This is a genomic window from Mesorhizobium sp. M1182 (assembly GCF_040318335.1).
Taxonomy (GTDB): Bacteria; Pseudomonadota; Alphaproteobacteria; order Rhizobiales; family Rhizobiaceae; genus Mesorhizobium.
This window is the reverse complement of the sequence record NZ_JAMYMD010000001.1, coordinates 149,099-166,276: the sequence shown is the minus strand read 5'-3', so window position 1 is coordinate 166,276 and position 17,178 is coordinate 149,099. Positions and strand designations below refer to the sequence as shown.

20 protein-coding genes are annotated in these 17,178 nt (G+C 59.9%); 15 read left to right on the top strand and 5 right to left on the bottom strand.

Annotated features, from left to right (window positions below; translation table 11 throughout):
* The first annotated feature begins 1 nt into the window (after position 1).
* The 4 genes from NKH33_RS00760 (at position 2) to NKH33_RS00745 (ending at position 3,727) form a co-directional block, all read left to right on the top strand.
* Positions 2–391 (top strand): response regulator, encoded by a 390-nt coding sequence (locus NKH33_RS00760; protein ID WP_352470617.1) that lies wholly within the window; start codon positions 2–4, stop codon positions 389–391.
* The gene (locus NKH33_RS00755) at positions 381–1,064 is read left to right on the top strand and encodes a response regulator transcription factor (RefSeq protein WP_031211078.1); all 684 of its coding nucleotides are present in this window, start codon (positions 381–383) and stop codon (positions 1,062–1,064) included. The genes NKH33_RS00760 and NKH33_RS00755 overlap by 11 nt, the downstream gene beginning before the upstream one ends.
* A 560-nt stretch (positions 1,065–1,624) precedes the next feature.
* A complete protein-coding gene (locus NKH33_RS00750) occupies positions 1,625–2,605 on the top strand; it encodes an alpha/beta fold hydrolase (protein ID WP_502893737.1) in 981 nt (326 codons plus the stop codon).
* Positions 2,606–2,977: 372 nt separating this feature from the next.
* Complete coding sequence (locus tag NKH33_RS00745) at positions 2,978–3,727, top strand: glucose 1-dehydrogenase (RefSeq protein WP_352540089.1); 750 nt, start codon at positions 2,978–2,980, stop codon at positions 3,725–3,727.
* A gap of 284 nt (positions 3,728–4,011) precedes the next feature.
* On the opposite strand, the gene NKH33_RS00740 is transcribed toward NKH33_RS00745, so the two are convergent.
* Positions 4,012–4,221, bottom strand: a complete 210-nt coding sequence (locus NKH33_RS00740; protein WP_352470613.1) for a DUF680 domain-containing protein — start codon at positions 4,219–4,221, stop codon at positions 4,012–4,014.
* 370 nt (positions 4,222–4,591) lie between these two features.
* On the opposite strand from NKH33_RS00740, the gene NKH33_RS00735 reads away from it, so the two are divergent.
* The 9 genes from NKH33_RS00735 to NKH33_RS00695 all read left to right on the top strand — a co-directional run bounded on the left by NKH33_RS00735 (position 4,592) and on the right by NKH33_RS00695 (position 10,388).
* Positions 4,592–5,383, top strand: coding sequence for an alpha/beta fold hydrolase (locus NKH33_RS00735; RefSeq protein WP_352470612.1), 792 nt, complete (start codon positions 4,592–4,594; stop codon positions 5,381–5,383).
* 66 nt (positions 5,384–5,449) lie between these two features.
* Complete coding sequence (locus NKH33_RS00730; protein WP_352470611.1) at positions 5,450–6,208, top strand: SDR family oxidoreductase; 759 nt, start codon at positions 5,450–5,452, stop codon at positions 6,206–6,208.
* 46 nt (positions 6,209–6,254) lie between these two features.
* Positions 6,255–6,656 carry a cupin domain-containing protein gene (locus NKH33_RS00725; protein WP_352470610.1) on the top strand — a complete coding sequence of 134 codons (402 nt, stop codon included), beginning with the start codon at positions 6,255–6,257 and terminating at the stop codon, positions 6,654–6,656.
* Positions 6,657–6,707: 51 nt separating this feature from the next.
* Positions 6,708–7,355: an HD domain-containing protein gene (locus NKH33_RS00720; protein WP_352470609.1), complete on the top strand. Its 648-nt coding sequence runs from the start codon at positions 6,708–6,710 to the stop codon at positions 7,353–7,355.
* A 266-nt stretch (positions 7,356–7,621) separates the two neighbouring features.
* Positions 7,622–8,143 (top strand): carboxymuconolactone decarboxylase family protein, encoded by a 522-nt coding sequence (locus tag NKH33_RS00715; RefSeq protein ID WP_352449835.1) that lies wholly within the window; start codon positions 7,622–7,624, stop codon positions 8,141–8,143.
* Positions 8,144–8,280: 137 nt separating this feature from the next.
* Complete coding sequence (locus NKH33_RS00710; RefSeq protein WP_352540088.1) at positions 8,281–8,718, top strand: CBS domain-containing protein; 438 nt, start codon at positions 8,281–8,283, stop codon at positions 8,716–8,718.
* Positions 8,719–8,845: 127 nt separating this feature from the next.
* Positions 8,846–9,580 carry a sensor histidine kinase gene (locus tag NKH33_RS00705; protein WP_352540087.1) on the top strand — a complete coding sequence of 245 codons (735 nt, stop codon included), beginning with the start codon at positions 8,846–8,848 and terminating at the stop codon, positions 9,578–9,580.
* 52 nt (positions 9,581–9,632) lie between these two features.
* Positions 9,633–9,914 (top strand): GNAT family N-acetyltransferase, encoded by a 282-nt coding sequence (locus NKH33_RS00700; RefSeq protein WP_352470606.1) that lies wholly within the window; start codon positions 9,633–9,635, stop codon positions 9,912–9,914.
* Positions 9,915–9,956: 42 nt separating this feature from the next.
* Positions 9,957–10,388 carry a DUF1810 domain-containing protein gene (locus NKH33_RS00695; protein ID WP_352470605.1) on the top strand — a complete coding sequence of 144 codons (432 nt, stop codon included), beginning with the start codon at positions 9,957–9,959 and terminating at the stop codon, positions 10,386–10,388.
* A gap of 67 nt (positions 10,389–10,455) precedes the next feature.
* On the opposite strand, the gene NKH33_RS00690 is transcribed toward NKH33_RS00695, so the two are convergent.
* Genes NKH33_RS00690 through petA form a run of 4 tightly spaced genes read right to left on the bottom strand, consistent with a single transcriptional unit; the run spans position 10,456 to position 14,828 of the window.
* Positions 10,456–11,367 (bottom strand): pirin family protein, encoded by a 912-nt coding sequence (locus NKH33_RS00690; protein WP_352470604.1) that lies wholly within the window; start codon positions 11,365–11,367, stop codon positions 10,456–10,458.
* Positions 11,368–11,393: 26 nt separating this feature from the next.
* The gene (locus NKH33_RS00685; RefSeq protein WP_352917971.1) at positions 11,394–12,911 is read right to left on the bottom strand and encodes a mechanosensitive ion channel family protein; all 1,518 of its coding nucleotides are present in this window, start codon (positions 12,909–12,911) and stop codon (positions 11,394–11,396) included.
* A 23-nt stretch (positions 12,912–12,934) separates the two neighbouring features.
* Positions 12,935–14,230, bottom strand: a complete 1,296-nt coding sequence (locus NKH33_RS00680) for a cytochrome b (protein ID WP_352470602.1) — start codon at positions 14,228–14,230, stop codon at positions 12,935–12,937.
* A gap of 16 nt (positions 14,231–14,246) precedes the next feature.
* Entirely contained in the window at positions 14,247–14,828 is a 582-nt protein-coding gene (petA, locus tag NKH33_RS00675; protein WP_502893738.1) for a ubiquinol-cytochrome c reductase iron-sulfur subunit, read from the bottom strand.
* Positions 14,829–15,188: 360 nt separating this feature from the next.
* Between petA and NKH33_RS00670 the strand changes: the two genes are divergently transcribed.
* Positions 15,189–15,773 (top strand): glutathione binding-like protein, encoded by a 585-nt coding sequence (locus tag NKH33_RS00670; protein WP_352470601.1) that lies wholly within the window; start codon positions 15,189–15,191, stop codon positions 15,771–15,773.
* A 345-nt stretch (positions 15,774–16,118) separates the two neighbouring features.
* Positions 16,119–17,174, top strand: a complete 1,056-nt coding sequence (locus NKH33_RS00665) for an alpha/beta fold hydrolase (RefSeq protein ID WP_352540086.1) — start codon at positions 16,119–16,121, stop codon at positions 17,172–17,174.
* Positions 17,175–17,178: the final 4 nt, after the last annotated feature.

Genomic DNA, 17,178 nt, shown 5'->3' with positions numbered 1-17,178 from the left:
GGTGAGCAAGCGGAGGCCTGTCGTGGCGATTGTCGACGATGACCCAAGGCTGCTCGAGTCGCTGGAGGACCTTCTGGAGTCCGCCGGCTATGTGGCCCGCAGCTTCTCGTCGGCAGGGTCGTTACTGGTCAGCGGCCTGTCTGGATTGGACATGCTTATCACCGACATCGGGATGCCCGGCATGGACGGCTTTGAACTTCGCGACTTGGTCAAGAAGGCGCGTCCGGATCTGCCTGTGTTCCTGATCACCGGCCGCCACGAGATAGTGGATCAGCACCGCGCCAAGGGCATTGGCAGGCTTTTCCGCAAGCCGTTCGATGGCCAGGCACTGCTTGCGGCGATCGGCGACGCTTTGCGCAACCCAGAAACGGAGGCTAAACATGAGAGTTGACCAATTGCCCTTACCGAGATCGACGCCGTCATCACAGCAGCGAAGGGCTGAAGCCGAGCAGCCGCTGGTCATTATTGTCGATGATGATGCCTCTGTTCGGGAGGCGCTGTCTGAATTGATCCTGTCGGCGGGTTTCCTGCCGGTGTGCTTTACCTCAACCCGTGAATTGCTTGACGCCGACGTGTTGGAGAGCCCCGGCTGCTTGATCCTCGACGTGCGCATGCCAGGGACGAGCGGTCTCGATCTGCAGCACCATCTTGCGAAAAACGGCAACCCCAAACCCATCATCTTCCTGACCGGGCATGGCGACATCCCGATGACTGTCCAGGCGATGAAGGCCGGCGCCGTGGACTTTCTCACCAAACCGGTGCGGGATCAGACGCTGCTTGACGCTGTGATCGCCGGCATTGCGGTGGATGCCAAGCGGCGGGCGGATGCCGTGATCGTCAAGCGCAACATCGAGCGCGTCGAGACGCTGACGCCGCGCGAGCGCGAGGTCCTGCGTGAAGTGGCGCGCGGGCGCCTCAACAAGCAGATCGCCTTCGACCTCGGCATCAGTGAAGTGACGGTCAAGCTTCACCGCGGCAATGTCATGCGCAAGATGGAAGCCGCTTCCATCGGTGAGCTGATCCGGGCGTGGGAAACGCTGCCCGCGCCGATGCGCGAGGTCTAGAATTTGGCACAAGCCGATCCATGCCCCATCCAATAGGATCGCCCGGCGCGCCGGGCCATTTCAGGTGCTTTCTCAGCGCGCCCAGGCCTTCCTGCCTGTTGATACGCTCGTCCTGCTGCGGGTGATCCTGATGTACATCGGTGGTCCTGTTTGGTGTTTCGCGGCAAGGCCCGCGCCAAACATCGGTTACTACTGAGCGGCGCTCTTTGGCAGCGCCAGCCTGACCGAAAAACGCGCAACATTTCATGCAACAGCAACTGACGCCGGCCATGCCGCGTCGGTCCCCGCGCCGCTACCCAAGCCTAATTGACGTGTGTCTATAAGAGCTTGCCTTAGCCCGGCCCTATCTTCGGCGTGCCTGCCCTGCACCTTGGCATCGTATGACAGATGCCTCCGTAGAGTAGGTTCGCGGCCCGGATCGGTGCATCCTGTTCCTCGCAAGCCATCACGACCGTCGCGTTTCTACCGCTCCTCGCTCGCTCCTCCCCGAACGCGACCGCTCAGGCCGACTCGACGGTCGTGATGGTGAGCAGGACGTTCAAAGCACATGGATGGACACGATGAACAAAGACGGACTTTTCTCCGTCGGCGGATCTCGCCGCGATGTCATGTTGGCAGGCCTGATCTCTACGGCAGCCGCCGGACTGCCCCGCGCTGCTTCGGCAACGAGCCGAAAACAAAACCTTCCCTCTTCCCCCTCAATCAAAGGAACCAAGACGATGAGCACCATCACGACCAAGGATGGCACCGAAATCTACTACAAGGATTGGGGCAAGGGTCCTGTCGTCACGTTTTCGCACGGCTGGCCGCTGAATTCCGACGCCTGGGACGGCCAGATGCTCTTTCTTGCCCATAACGGCTTTCGCGTCGTTGCGCATGACCGGCGCGGCCATGGCCGATCGAGCCAGGCCACGTCCGGCAACGACATGAACGGCTATGCGGACGATCTTGCAGCCGTGATCGAGGCGCTGGATCTCCGGAACGCCACGCTGGTCGGCCATTCGACCGGAGGAGGCGAGGTTGCTCGCTATATCGGACGGCACGGGACGAAGCGGGTGGCCAAGGCTGTTCTTATCGCCGCTGTTCCGCCGATCATGGTGAAGACGCCGGCCAATCCGGAAGGCCTGCCGATCGAGGTATTCGACGGCATAAGGGCTGGCCTCGTCAAGGATCGGTCGCAGTACTACCGGGACCTCGCACCGTTGTTTTATGGCGCGAACAGGCCAGGCGCCAAGGTTTCCCAGGGGACTCTGGATCAGTTCTGGCTCTGGAGCATGCAGGCGGGTCTCGTGAACGCGTACGAAAGCGTCAAGGCGTTCTCCGAGACCGATTTTACCGAGGACCTCAAGAAATTCGACGTACCAACCCTCGTCCTGCATGGCGAAGACGACCAGATCGTCCCCGTCAAGGACTCGGCAGTCAAGTCGGCCCGATTGATCAAAGGCGCAAAGGATATCTATTACCCCGGCGCGCCCCACGGGATCACGGCCACGCACCAAGATCAGGTCAATGCTGACCTGCTCGCCTTCATCAAAGGATAGCTTCTGTCGGCTCATGTCCCGGATTGTGGAACCGAACCACTGCGCCATCGAGCTGGAGCGCTGGCAGGGGCGCGAAACATATGCTGCGCCACGGCTGCCACTCGGGCAACTGCGCCTGTGCAGCCCGGAGGCGATCGCCGGCGTTCGACACTACGTCGCGCTGTCGGGGGTCGCCGCCGCGCGCTTGTTCTGCCTTGATGGCCAAAGCGCTCTCCAAGACGTCAAACTGGCTAAGCACCGGGAGTTTATCAATCGCTAGCCGTTTGCGATTGCCGCTCATTTTGGCGGTCTCAATTAGGCGTGAAATTTTCTTGGCCAGCAGTTGCGACTATCGCAGCAGCACCGGCGCTATTTTTCGAAGGCAGGAACGAAATGGGCGTACTCTCGGGCAAGATCGCGGTGGTCACCGGCGGGAACAGCGGGATCGGACTATCGGCTGCAAAAATCTTTGCGGCCGAGGGCGCGCAAGTCGTCATTACCGGCCGCCGGCGGCAGGCGGTCGAGGAAGCGGTCGCACAGATCGGGGCAGGCGCGCTGGGCATTCAGGGAAATGTGGCCGAGGTGTCGCACCATGACGAGGTAGCGCAACAGATCCGTCAGAGGTTCGGGGCGCTCGACATCTATATGGCGAACGCCGGCATAAACACCATCACGCACTCGGCCGACGTCTCCGAGGCGGAATATGATGCGCAATTTGCCGTCAATACGCGAGGCGTCTTCTTCGGCGTCCAGAAGCTGATTCCGATCATGCGGAATGGCGGCGCAATCATCCTCACAGGCTCGCTGGCCAGCGAGAAGGTTCTGGACGGTCATGCTGTTTACGCGGGCTCGAAGGCGGCCATAAATGCCTTTGCGCGCGCTTGGGCGATCGAACTGAAGTCTCGCGGCATCCGGGTCAACGTGCTCAGCCCAGGTCCGGTGGATACGGCTATTCTCGATAAGCTAGGCATACCGTTTGAGCAGCGCGGGCTGTTTGAAAAGGCGATGGCAGGGGCAATACCCCTGGGCCGGATGGGGCAGCCGGAAGAGCTGGCAAAAGCCGCCCTGTTCCTTGCCTCGGACGCGAGCAGTTTCGTAACGGGCATCAATCTGCGGGTCGACGGCGGGATGGCAGTGCTCTGAGCCACGACTGCGATGTCGTCGCGCCAATAGACTTCCGAATAAATGGCTGAGCAATCGGTCATCCTCAAGACGATTTTCCGGGAAGCTGCCGCACGAGTCGCGCCAAATAGGTCGGAGGCGAGACGTTTTGTCGACGTGGCGCAAATTGAGCCACGTAAGCAGCAAGTCGCATTGCAGGGATCGACGCGCAAGAGAGAAGTCGGCTCGCCGATACGGCGGAAGGACCGAGGTCTCGCCCCGGTCCTTCAATTTTCTGTAGGTCGGGATCAGTGACCCCAGATGCCCTAGCCATATTCATCGTTGGGAACAGTCGGCTTGCGTACGGTTTTCGGCACCCCGATATCATTGTTCATTTTCTTGATCGAGGATGTATACATGTTGTAAGACGCAGTCGCAGGCTGCTGGGATCCGTTTGATCCATAGTGGTCGCTTCCGGCAGTGGCGCTTCCTGCTGTAATAACAAGCACGGCGACAGCAAGGACTGTCATTTTCATTTCAGTAACTCCATTGATGGCTTGGATGGTATTCACCCATACAAATATAAATGTCGTGACGCAGCGACACGATCAGACGGTCCGGCTGTTTGATCCATACGAAGGCATTGGGCGATTCAGGCCGAAGGCCAGGGACTATGTCGTTGACGAGAGGAGGCTTTGCGGCGCGCCCTCAGTGTCTGTTCCGGCGACCGCCGACAATGCACACCCGGCATAGATACCTCAATTTGCTGCAGGGCACCTGATCTCCCCGGTGACCTACCCTGCACCTTGGCATTGTATGACAGACCCTTCCGCACAATAGGTTGGCGGGCCGCGTCGGCGCATTCTCCTGAGCATTGGTCACCACAGGCGACACGGGAGAAAGCAAATGCGAAACATAACTCGAGTCCTGGCCCTCACCGCAGCGCTTGCCGCGTCGGGCGGCGGGATGGCGCAGGCCGCGAATTCTCAGCCCAAGCCGACGATCGTACTGGTGCACGGCGCCTTCGCGGAATCGTCGAGCTGGGATGCAGTCATCACCAAGCTCAGCAAAGACGGTTATGTGGCGAAAGCCGCAGCTAATCCGCTCCGCGGCGTTGCCAGCGATGCGAAAGCAGTCTCAGCCATCGTCCGGTCGGTTTCCGGGCCGGTCGTGCTGGTGGGGCATTCCTATGGCGGGCCCGTCATCACCGAGGCCGCCAATGGCAATCCCAATGTGAAGGCGTTGGTCTACGTGGCGGGTTTCGCGCCCGATACGGGCGAATCGAGCCTTACGTTGTCCAGCATGTTTCCCGGTAGCACCTTGGGGAGCGCGCTTGCTCCAGTCGCGTTGCCGGACGGCGGACAAGATCTCTTCATCGAGCCGGCCAAGTTCCGCGCGCAGTTCGCCGCCGACGTTCCGCAAGAGCAGACTTTGCTGATGGCTGCCACTCAACGCCCTGTTGCGCAGGCGGCTCTGGCTGAAGCCTCGGGCGTCGCCTCATGGAAGACGCTGCCGTCCTACATGATCTACGGCTCGGATGACCGCAACATCCCGGCAGCCGTCATGAGCTTCATGGCCAAGCGTGCGCACGCGGTAAAGACCGTCGTCATCGAAGGTGCGTCCCACGCGCTCATGGTTTCGCATCCCGACGAGGTCACGTCACTCATCGAGGATGCTGCTGCATCGGTCAGTCAGTAGCAGGCCGGAAACGCCCAGCATCCGATCGAGCAACGAAAATAGACACGCAACACCAGGAGACCAGACATGAAGATCGTCGTCATCGGCGGAACCGGGCTGATCGGTTCAAAGACCGTGGAGAGACTGCGAAACAAAGGCCACGACGTACTTGCGGCGTCGCCGAATTCGGGCGTCAACACCGTTACGGGAGAGGGTCTGGCGGCCGCGCTTGCCGGTGCGCAGGTCGTCATCGACCTCGCGAACTCGCCGTCGTTCGAGGAAAAGGCTGCCCTGGAGTTCTTCTCGGCATCCGGGCGTAATCTTTTTGCCGCCGAAACGGCCGCCGGCGTCCGTCATCACGTGGCGCTGTCGGTCGTCGGTACCGACCGGCTGCAGGGCATGGGCTATTTCCGCGGCAAGTTGCTTCAGGAAAAGCTGATCAGGGAGTCCGGAATTCCCTACACCATCGTTCACGCCACTCAATTCTTCGAATTCACCGCCGCCATCGCAAACACGGGCGCCGTCGGGGATACCATTCATATGTCGCCGGCCTACTTCCAACCCATGGCGGCTGATAATGTTGCCGATGCGATGGCGGACGTCGCGCTTGCCGCGCCGTTGAACGGCATGATCGAAATTGCCGGCCCGGAGCGTGTTCGCATGAGCGAACTTGTCGAGCGCTTCCTGAAGGCCACCAAGGACCCGCGCAAAGTCGTCCCGGATCCCGGCGCGCTCTACTACGGCCAAGTGGCAATCGACGATCGAACGCTGGTGCCCGGCGAGAACGCGCGCATCGGCGCCGTGCGTTTCGATGATTGGCTCAGCCGATACACACCACCGAAGTAAGTAATCATCGGATAGGCCCGCCATTCGCACAACAAGGAGACCAGACATGATCAAAACACTTCTCTGCGCCGCGCTCACCGCCGCTTCCGTCACCGCAGCAATGGCCAATGACGCCGCCAGCGTGAAGCTTGTCTACGACCAGGCTCTGCCAAACGTGCCCGGCAAGAGCATGAAAGCCGTGCTCGTCGAGTACGCGCCTGGGGGTACGTCGCCGGCTCATACCCATCCCAAATCCGCGTTCATCTATGCCACGGTCCTGCAGGGGGCGATCCGAAGCCAGGTCAATGACGGGCCGGTGAAGACTTATCGCGCCGGCGAGAGTTTCTCGGAATTCCCTGGCGACCGTCATGCCGTCAGCGAAAACGCCAGCAAGACGGAAGGCGCTCGTCTGCTTGCTATTTTCGTCGTCGACACCAGCGAGACGGAACTGACGACGAACGCGAAATGAAATCGTAGCCCCCAGGACCATCGGGGCGTACGCGAAGGGACGGTCAGTGACATGAATTCGATCGCCATCCGCACACTTGCGGGGATTTTGGTCCCCCATACTCCGCTTGTTGGCCGAGCGATCGAACATGCCCGCGCTCGATGTGAACCCTACCTGTTCAACCACGTGGTCCGATCCTGGCTTTTCGCGGCCCGGATCGGACAGATTCAGAATATCCAGCACGACGCGGAGGTTGTTGCGGTTGCAACCCTGTTGCATGACGTCACGCTCAATGAGGACTTCGCCGGGCCGCGCCGTTTCGAAGTGGAAGGCGCCGATCTCGCCCGCGCCTTCGTTCGGGAGGGCGGCTTCGACGAGCGGCGCGCCCAATTGATCTGGGACAGCGTCGCCCTCAACTCGACGCCGTCGATTGGCCTCTACAAGGAGGCTGAGGTGGCGCTGTGCACAGCCGGCATCTGCCTCGATGTCGTCGGCTTGCAATACAGCCTCGTTTCGTCAGCCGAGATTGCAAAGATCGTTGGCGAATTTCCGCGCCTCGGGATGAAGCGGCGGATGACGCGATGCTTTTGCCATATCGCCGAGATCAGGCCCGAAACCACCTACGACAACTTTGCCCGGGACTTCGGCGAGCGCTTTGTTTCAGGCTACAAGGCGACTTCGGCAGTTGATCTTGTGATGAACGCTCCCTTTGAAGAGTGACCGCAGTTTCGATCCAGGTTCTATCGACACCGGTCGGTTCAGCCTTGCCCTTCAAGTGACCCAAACGCTGTGCGTCTGTCGGATGCATGCGGCAAAGCGAATTGCCGAGGGCAGCGGTCAGGTGCCAATTTCCACCTCCTATACTTCGGTTTAGGCGCCCCAACCCAATCGAGTGGCAATACATATCATCGGCACGATAGCAACAGTTCGTCTCACCGGTCATCCTTACGGTGCAATGGATTGCAAACACCTCAAGGAGATAAGTAATGAATATTGCAGCGCCACCGGTCGCTCCGAAAGGAAAAGCCGTCGCCCAACGCGCGAGTTATGCGGAGCAGTCGCCGGAACTTCTGAAGAAATTTATTGAATTTCTTGGTGCGACGCGAGAGGGGTCGATCGAAGAGCCAATCCGCGACCTTGTTGCAGTCCGAGCCGCGCAGCTGAACGGGTGCACCTTCTGCCTCGATATGCACGTCAAACAGGCGAAGATCCATGGCGAGCGCGAACTGCGCCTTTACCACCTGGCAGCCTGGCGGGATTCGACCTTGTTCGTTCCTCGCGAGCGCGCAGCCTTGGCATGGACGGAAGTCTTGACCAAGCTGCCCGAGCAGGGTGTCCCCGACGAGATCTACGATCGGGTCAGGTCGCAGCTTTCCGAGAAGGAAATCTCCGATCTGACCTTCGTTGTCATGGCGGTCAACTCTTGGAACCGTCTGAATATCGGCTTCAAACCCGTCCCGGGCTCGGGCGATGCGAAGTTTGGCCTGAGCAAAGCAGCACTGAGCTAATCTTTGGAATGGGTCAGAATGGCGCTTGTTTGCGCGCCATTCTGACCGGCCGGACGAAGGCGCCGAGCTCGGCGACCAACACTGGAACCGATCCCAGCCCCGCGGCCGCGGCCGCGAGGCGCTCTCAGGAGGGCGTCATGCGAATTGACAGTCTGCATCCAGTAATATCGGCCCGTCTCATGGTGGTCGATGTCGACGCTCCACTCCGCAGTGCGGCACTCTCACTTTCCAGGCCCGCAATAGGCCTGGTCGTGGTGTGCCTCGGCAGTGGGGAGGCGGCAGGCGTGCTGAGCAAGTCCGACCTTGTCCGCCATCTGGCGAATTCAGGGCCAACAGAAGCGCCGATTGCGGCTTTGATGAGCAGGTCCATCGTGTCCTGTGGTCCCGATGACGACCTTCATTCAGTGTGGCAGACCATGGCCGCGCGAGGCCTTCAGAATGTGCCGGTGCTCGGGGCCGACTCGAAACCGCTAGGCGTCCTCGATATCCGTGATGCGATGAAGGCGCTCTTCAAACAAGAGGAACTGCAGGAACGGCTGCTTGCCAACTACATCAGCGGGATCGGCTATCAATAGAGCATCGTCTCGCGATTGAATATACGGAAGTATGTATCGGCGTCTTCTTAGATATAATGGAAAATAAAAGCCATAAATTATAGCGTGTTGAAGCCAATAGGTGCCGACTTAGCCAGCGGGGAACGAAATGTTTCGTCCGGACATAAAAGAAGATGTCTTCGACGGCCCGCCCGATGGCCCTGGAGGTGGTATGTCCGTGCAAATGTCGACGGCCGGCATCGTCCATGACCTGGGCAATCTCATTCAGGTCGCCTCGTCGGCGTTGAACCACCTGGCCCGCGATCCGAGCATCCAAGCGGCTCCGGCGCTCGGGCCTGTAATAGCCGGCGCCAAAACGGCTTTGGAGCGGGCTGGTGGCCTTGTCCGGCAAACCATCAGCCTGGCCCGAGAGAGCCACGCGGAAATCGAATACACAAACGTAGGTGCTTGCCTGGCTGAGATCGAAACCCTCGTACGGAGCGCCTTGGATGCCAATTTCGGTCTTGAGCTTCGGGTTGGGTCCGACCTGCCTTTGGTGAGATGCGATCGCTTTGGATTGCAAAATGCGGTTCTGAATCTTCTGTTCAACGCGCGCGATGCAATGCCTGACGGCGGTTTCATCTCGATCGATGCCGGCTTGGCCTCTGAGAACTCTGCCGCCGGTCAGGTAGACATCCGCGTCGCGGACAACGGTATCGGGATGACCAGCGAGACGATGGTCTGCGCCTTCGATCCGTTCTTCACCACCAAAAGCGAAGGCCTCGGCGGCGTCGGTTTGCCGATGGTGAAGCACTTTGCCGAGCAATCAGGCGGAAGCATCGATATTCAGAGCACACTTGGGGCAGGCACGACCGTCACTCTGCGGTTGCCTGCGATGCGATAGCGGCCCGCCAATCTGCCTCCGGTGACACGTGACATACAATCGAGAGATAAAGATGGATGCACAAGTCGTTGAAAACGTCCAACAGCACCGTTTCGAGCTGCCGATCGCCGGTGATATGTTTGCGGCGGCCTGTTATCGGCTCGAGGGCGGGAAGGTTGCGCTGATACACACCGAAGTCCCGTCGGAATTTTCCGGACAAGGGATCGCGTCGCAATTGGCCCAAGGAACCTTCGAACTGCTCCGCAAGACCGGCCGTAAAGCGATCTTGAAATGTCCCTTCATGAGCCGCTTTTTCGCCAAGCACCCGGACTATGCAGATGTCGTCGGCGGCTAGTCATGGGCACGAATGTTGAGGGTTTCCCAAGGATCCATCCAAATGCCTGACGAGTATGATTTGCAGAGATTCGTCAGCGCACAGGATCCGGTCTACGACGACGCGCTGGCCATTCTACCTCGAGGGATGATGTGCACTCCCTACATGGAGTTCATCTTCCCAAGGTTGGCCACAAGGCGAAGTGGTACAGCGCCTGAGCCATATGCAATCACATCGCTCGACGAAGCCAGCGCCTATCTCTCGTTTCCGATCCTCGGAGGCCGTTATCGGGAATGCGTTGGCACCCTGCAACGGCTCTCCGGCCTAAGCGCTCGCGCTGTCTTCGGTGACGTTGATGCGAAGAAGTTGCACGCGTCCCTCACGCTGTTTTCCGAAGCAAGCAACGACGAGTTCCTGCTCGAGACAATCTTCGACGTCTGGTTCGACGGTTTGCTCGATGAGGAAACGATGAACGATCTCTACTTGATATCGTAGTGGTCTGCCTGCGCCACCCGGCGTAAAGCTGTCGCGGCGCTGAGGTCACCATCCGCTGCCTTATCCCTCACACGCTGCCATCTGGCAGAGGCATGAGCTCGTGCTCTCCCGGCACGCCGGGGAAGCGGCGTTCGCGCCAATCCGCCTTTGCCTGCTCGATCCGTTCGGCTGAAGAGGAGACGAAGTTCCAAAAGATATGACGTGGCTCGGCCAGGGGCTCACCTCCTATCAGCATCAGTCTCGCCGCATGGAAGGCAGGCGCCTGGAGCACAATCTCAGCGCCGGGCGCCAGAGCTACTAATTCGGCCTCATGAAACGTACCGAACTGGCCGACAATTCCAACCTCACCGGCGACGATGTAGATCGCACGCTCACGGTGTTCGGGTTTCACCTGGTAGCGCGCACCGCTCGTGAGCACAATTTCGGCATAGACCATGTCGGAGAACGTCCTTACCGGCGAGACCAACCGGTCGGACGCGCCGGCGATCAACGTAAACTCGACGCCGTCGGCACAGATCCTCGGTATTTCGGGAGCGCCAAAATGTGCGACGTCGGCGGCAATTTCTTCATAGCGGGAGGGGAGGGCGATCCAAGCCTGAGCGCCGAAGAGATTGCTTGCCGACGCCCGGACTTCCGGTGGCGTGCGCTCGGAATGGACGATGCCCGACCCGGCCGTCATCCAGTTGACCTCGCCAGGACGGATGGTCTGCACTTTTCCCAAATTGTCGCGATGGACGATCTCGCCATCGATCAGGTAGGTCACGGCCGCAACGCCGATATGCGGATGCGGTCCCATATCGAAACCGTGACCTGCGTCGAATATAGCGGGGCCGAAATGGTCGAACAGGATGAAGGGCCCGATCATCAGGCGATCCGAGGACGGCAATACGCGCCTTATCTTCAGTCCGTCCGCAAAATCACGGATAGCTGGCTGGATGAGTGTATCGATGCCTGTGATACCGCTTTGGCGGATGGTCATGGATCTCTGTCCTTCTGCATGCCTTGTCAGCCAGGTGCTCGAACGCGCTTGAACGAAGCGGCTCGAAAGACTGTCTGAATGGCTTTGAGGAGCGCGAATTTGGAGCTCGCGTGGTGCTGTCCGGCGATGCCGCTTTCATTAAAAGCCGACACCCTCATCGACAGGATCGCGGCAAGATCTTCGGCCATTTCGGGCCTGTCGTGCAGCAGCGGCGCAAAGCTTTCCTGGTCTATGTCGTAAACCGTGACAGGGGTCATTGCCCGCAAACTCGACATCTCGCCAATACCGGCGAGCAAGCCGGTCTCGCCGAAGAAATCGCCAGGTGCAAGCCGGGAGATCTCCTGCAGTTGATCATCGTCCTCGCCAATTTGCCGGACGATGACGCCCGTCCGAACGATCATGAGCGACGGCAGCATCTCTCCCTGTCGTGCGATGATTTCGCCCTTATGGTAGGTGCGAACCGAGGCCGCTTTGGCGAGCGAACCCTGCTCGGTATCCGTTAGCGCCGAGAATACCGGTATGGAATTGATGAGTTCGATCGGGGTGAAGCCTTGGGAGGCCGCCGTCTCGTGGCCCGGCCGGTTGGTCATGGCAATCGAGCCTGAAAATGGCTCCGCCAGCAGCATGCCGGTCGACTTTGAATGGCGATAAATGAGATCGAAGATTTCGTTCCGAGCGGCACTTCGCTGGTCGATACTTGCGACGCGAAAAAACAACTCGATCTCGATAGCTGTGGCATCCAGGCTTCTGATGGTGACCGAAGGCGAAGGGTCCTGGAGGATCGAATTGCAGCTCAGCAAGACAGTGCGCATGAGGTCTACGATGATCGCCGGCGTCTTCGTTGGCGCCACCTTGACGGTTACGGCAAGTCCATGGCTCTCGTCCGGACCGCTTAGATTTGTTACCCCGATCTTGGCGAGAAGGCTGTTTGGCAGCGCCACGACATTGTGTGTCGGGGTCAGAAGTTGGGTCGACCGCCAATTGGTCTCGATAACGCGGCCTTCGGTTCCGTCGTCCAGAATGATCCAGTTTCCAAGCACGTAAGGGCGGCCGAGGTTAAGCGCGATCGCCGAAAATACGTCACCAAGCGTATTCTGGAGCGCCAGTCCCAGGATGACGGCAAACACGCCCGACGTGGCAATGAGCGTTCCGACCGGCACTGCAAAGACAAACGCCAGGATCGACAGGAACATTCCAGCGTAGACGACACCGACCACGACGTCCTGCAGGAGACGTGCCTCGCGCGGCTTTCGCTCGAAGACGAGATAGATACGGACAAATCCGATCAGCGCCCAGGCAAGGTGAACCCACCAGAGCAGCTTGACCGAGCCGATGAGGATCGCTCCTCCGGTTGTCTCGTTGTCCCCTGCGGCCTCGTACGGCACGACGCGCAGGTGGAGAACCATGGCCGACATCGCGACGAAAAAGGCGAGTTGGACGACCAGCTTCGCATTGGCGAAGCGTCTGGGGATGAGAGACCAAACGACGATCCCGGCGAGGCCGAGCAACACGATGTAGACCAGAGGAGAGTTCCACCAGTTCATGAACGATCACCGCGATGCCCGGTTCAACGTTTGGTCTCCGGCCCGGCGATCGGGCCTCTGGCGCTGGCCTTGTCTTTTTCGAGAACTGCTTCGGTGATCGAATTCGGCAGCCGTCGCGGCTTTTCGATCAGCCCGAGCACCGGCATGGCGATGATGAAGAACGCAAAATAGTAAAGCGTCGCCAGTTGGGACATGACGACGTATGCGCCTTCCGCCGGCCGGGAGCCGAGCCAGCCGAGAAAGAGGGCATTGGCAACGAACAGCCAGAAGAGCACCCTGTACCAGGGCCGATAGACCGCCGAGCGCACCTTCGAGGTGTCGAGCCACGGCACCAGGAACAGCACGGCGATCGAGCCGAACATCGCGAGCACGCCGCCGAGCTTGGAATCGATCGGCCCGATATTGAAGGTGATGGCCCGCAGGATCGCATAAAACGGCAGGAAGTACCATTCCGGCACGATGTGGGCCGGCGTCTTCAGCGGATTGGCGATGCTGTTGTTGTCGGGATGGCCGAGGTAGTTCGGCAGGTAGAAGACGAAATAGGCGAAGAAGAACAGGAACACGAGGATGCCGAAGGCATCTTTGACGGTGGCATAGGGCGTGAAGTCCACGACATCGGTTTTCGATTTGACCTCGATGCCGGTCGGATTGTTCTGGCCGACGACGTGAAGCGCCCAGATATGCAAGGTCACCACGCCCACAAGCACAAATGGCAGCAGGTAATGCAGCGCAAAGAAGCGGTTCAGCGTCGGATTATCGACCGCGAAGCCGCCGAGCAAAAGCTGCTGGAGCCAGTCGCCGATCAGTGGGATGGCGGTGAAAAAGCTGGTGATGACAGTAGCGCCCCAGAACGACATCTGTCCCCAAGGCAGCACGTAGCCCATGAAGGCCGTCGCCATCATCAGCAGGAGGTTGGTGCAACCGAGCACCCACAGCAGCTCACGCGGCGCCTTGTACGAACCATAGTAGAGCCCGCGGCAGATGTGGAGGTAGACGGCAATGAAGAAGAACGACGCGCCGTTGGAATGGAGATAGCGCAGCAGCCAGCCCGAATTCACGTCGCGCATGATCTGCTCGACCGAGTTGAAGGCCAGCCCCGTATCAGGGGCGTAATGCATCGCCAGCACGATGCCGGTCAGGATCTGTGAAACCAGCATGATCGTGAGAATGCCGCCGAACGTATAGGCATAGTTCAGGTTGCGCGGGACGGGATAGACGATGAAGCTGTCATAGACCAGCCGCGGCAGCGGCAGGCGGGCGTCGAACCAACGTTCGATTCTGGTTTTGGGCGTATAGGTCGAGTGTTTGCCGCCGCTCATCGAAATGCCCCCTGCCTCAGCCGATACGGATCTTGGTGTCGGAAACGAATTGGAACACCGGTACCGCCATGTTCTCGGGTGCCGGCCCCTTCCGGACGCGGCCGGCAGTGTCGTATTGCGAACCATGGCAGGGGCAGAACCAGCCGTCGAAATCGCCTCCCTGACCATGCGGGATGCAGCCAAGATGGGTGCAGACCTGGATCATCACCACCCAGGCTTCCTTGCCCGGCATAGTTCGATTGGCGTCGGTTGCCGGCGCATCGGCCGGCAGGTTGGCGTTGCGGGCAATTGGATCCTTGAGCTCGGCGAGACTGACTGCCTGGCCGTCCTTCCTCTCTTTTTCGGTGCGGTTGCGCACGACAACCGGCTTGCCGTGCCAGTCGACGATCAGCGACGTTCCCGGCGTCAGCGAGGAGACGTCGACCTCGATCGCGGCGGGCGCCTCGACGCGCAATGTGTGCTCGGCTGTGGAGGTTTCGGAAAGGTCGGCCATGATGGCGACTCCTATTGTCGGAAGCTGCGTCATCGCGTTGGTGGCAATCGAGCAAAAGTCAGACCACGGCTTTCGCGTTTCCAGTCTGCTCGTGCCGCGCGGAATATGCCGGCCGTGGCCGGGTGTGAGCCATCGTGCCAACGGCACGTGCGTCCAATACTTTCGTTTAGGATTTCCTGAGCGAAGGACTGGCCGGGCCGGCGATGATGCCATTATGGAAGGTTCTGGATTCCTCCAGATAACCGTTGGCCGCTGAGCTGGCATACGTCCCGGCATTGCGCACGGCGATCCCGAACTTCAGTCCGACCATACCTCGGCATAGGCACGTCTAGCTGTCGGTGTCGTAGTCGTCGTCTCCGCCAAGTGCGAGTTTCTGGAGCGGTTGTCTCGCGTGGCGCGGGGCAGGTTTTCCGCTCGGCGACGACCAGTTGCGGGATTCAATCGGGTTCAGAAAAGGGAAAAGCGGTGAAACTCTACTACAGCCCTCTCGCCTGCAGCCTGGCGGACCACATCGCTCTGGAAGAGGCCGGTGTTTCCTTCGAGCGCGAAAGTGTGAACCTCAAGACCAAACGGACAGGCTCCGGGGATGATTTCACTACCGTCACGCGCAAGGGCTATGTTCCAGCCCTCGTGCTGGATAGCGGCGAAACGCTGACGGAAAATATCGCCGTCCTCGACTGGATTGCGTCGCAATACCCGCCACTGGCAGTGGCGGGGCCGTTGGGCCGTACCCGCCTTCTCGAAGCGCTGACCTACATCTCAACTGAAATACACCGAAGCTTCAAGCCGATGTGGCACCAAAGCAGCGATGCCGAAAAGGCCAGGGCGAGCGCGACGATTACGAGCCAACTCGAGTTCGTCGCTGACGGGCTCGAGACCGACTATCTGTTCGGCGACAAGCCGAGCGTCGCGGATTTTTATCTTTTCGTGATGCTGCTTTGGGCGGCCCGCTTCCAAGTCCCTGTTCCCGCGCCTTTGCAAGCCCTTCGCGTCCGAATGGCTGCCCGACCGGCCGTGCGCATCGCAATGGATCGTGAGGGCCTCGTCTGAAGCTGAGGGCGACTTCGAGCATAAGACCAGATGCAACATGTCCTCTCGCCCAAACAGAAGATCAGGAGTCATTCTCATGCTGCCGTTCCTGCGGATGCTACATCTACATCCAGCCGCTTCCAAGCGCGGGGACGGCCTAGGTCTCGAATTTCTGAGGAGGGAAATCGAGGAAACGCTTGACCTGACCGGCATTCAATCAGAGTTCGCCGCACTGCCTCCTGGCCGAGTGTTACAGTGGTTGGTCCGCCGCCCGCAGTCACCATCGAAATAGGCAACATTTCCTGTCGGCCGATGAGGCGGGCGGTCCGGTCGTTCCTGCTTGTTGGTCATTACAGAGGCTTCATCATGAATGCGAGTAAGGCTCCCGACACGGTCGATCATCGCCGCCGGCGCATTGTTGGTGCTGCAGCAATGACGTTCGCCGCCACCGAACTCGGCTTGAGCGAGCCGGCGGCCACTTGGACGGTCGAGGCGAGGGCATCTGCTACGCAAGCCACGCAGAAATCATTCGGCTCGCTCGGGCAGGTCAATGCCGGAAATCTGAGCGTCGGATATGCGGAGCTGGGGCCCGCCGAAGGTGCCCCAGTGATCCTGCTTCATGGCTGGCCTTATGACATTCACACCTACGCCGATGTCGCTCCCCTGCTTGCCGCAAAGGGGTACCGCGTGATTGTGCCCTACCTGCGCGGCTACGGCACTACGCGCTTCCTGTCGGACGAGACGATGCGCAACGGCCAGCAGTCGGCGCTCGCCGCGGATACGATCGCCCTGATGGATGCGCTGGGGATCGAAAAGGCCACGATCGCCGGCTGCGCCTGGGGCGCTCGAACGGCCAATGTCGTTGCCGCGCTCTGGCCTGAGCGTTGCAAGGCGATCGTCTCGGTGAGCGGCTATCTCATCGGAAATCAGCAGGTCGGCATGGTGCCGCTGGCACCGGAGGCGGAGCTTCAATGGTGGTATCAGTATTACTTCGCCACGGATCGCGGCCGCGCCGGCTACGAGAAATACACGCGCGATTTCGCCAAACTCATCTGGCAACTCGCTTCGCCGCAGTGGAATTTCGATGATGACATCTTCCAGCGCAGCGCCGCAGCACTGGACAACCCGGATCACGTCAGCATCGTCATTCACAATTACCGTTGGAGGCTCGGCCTGGCACAGGGCGAGCCGGAATATGACGTTCTGGAAAACCGGCTGGCCGAAGCTCCCGTGATCACAGTGCCGACCATTACCCTTGAGGGCGATGCCAATGGCGCACCCCATCCCGACAGCAGTTCCTACGCCAAGAAATTCTCGGGCAGATACACGCACCGGATCATCACCGGCGGTATCGGCCACAACTTGCCTCAAGAAGCCCCGCAAGCCTTTGCCCAGGCTGTCATCGACGTCGGCGAATACTGATCAA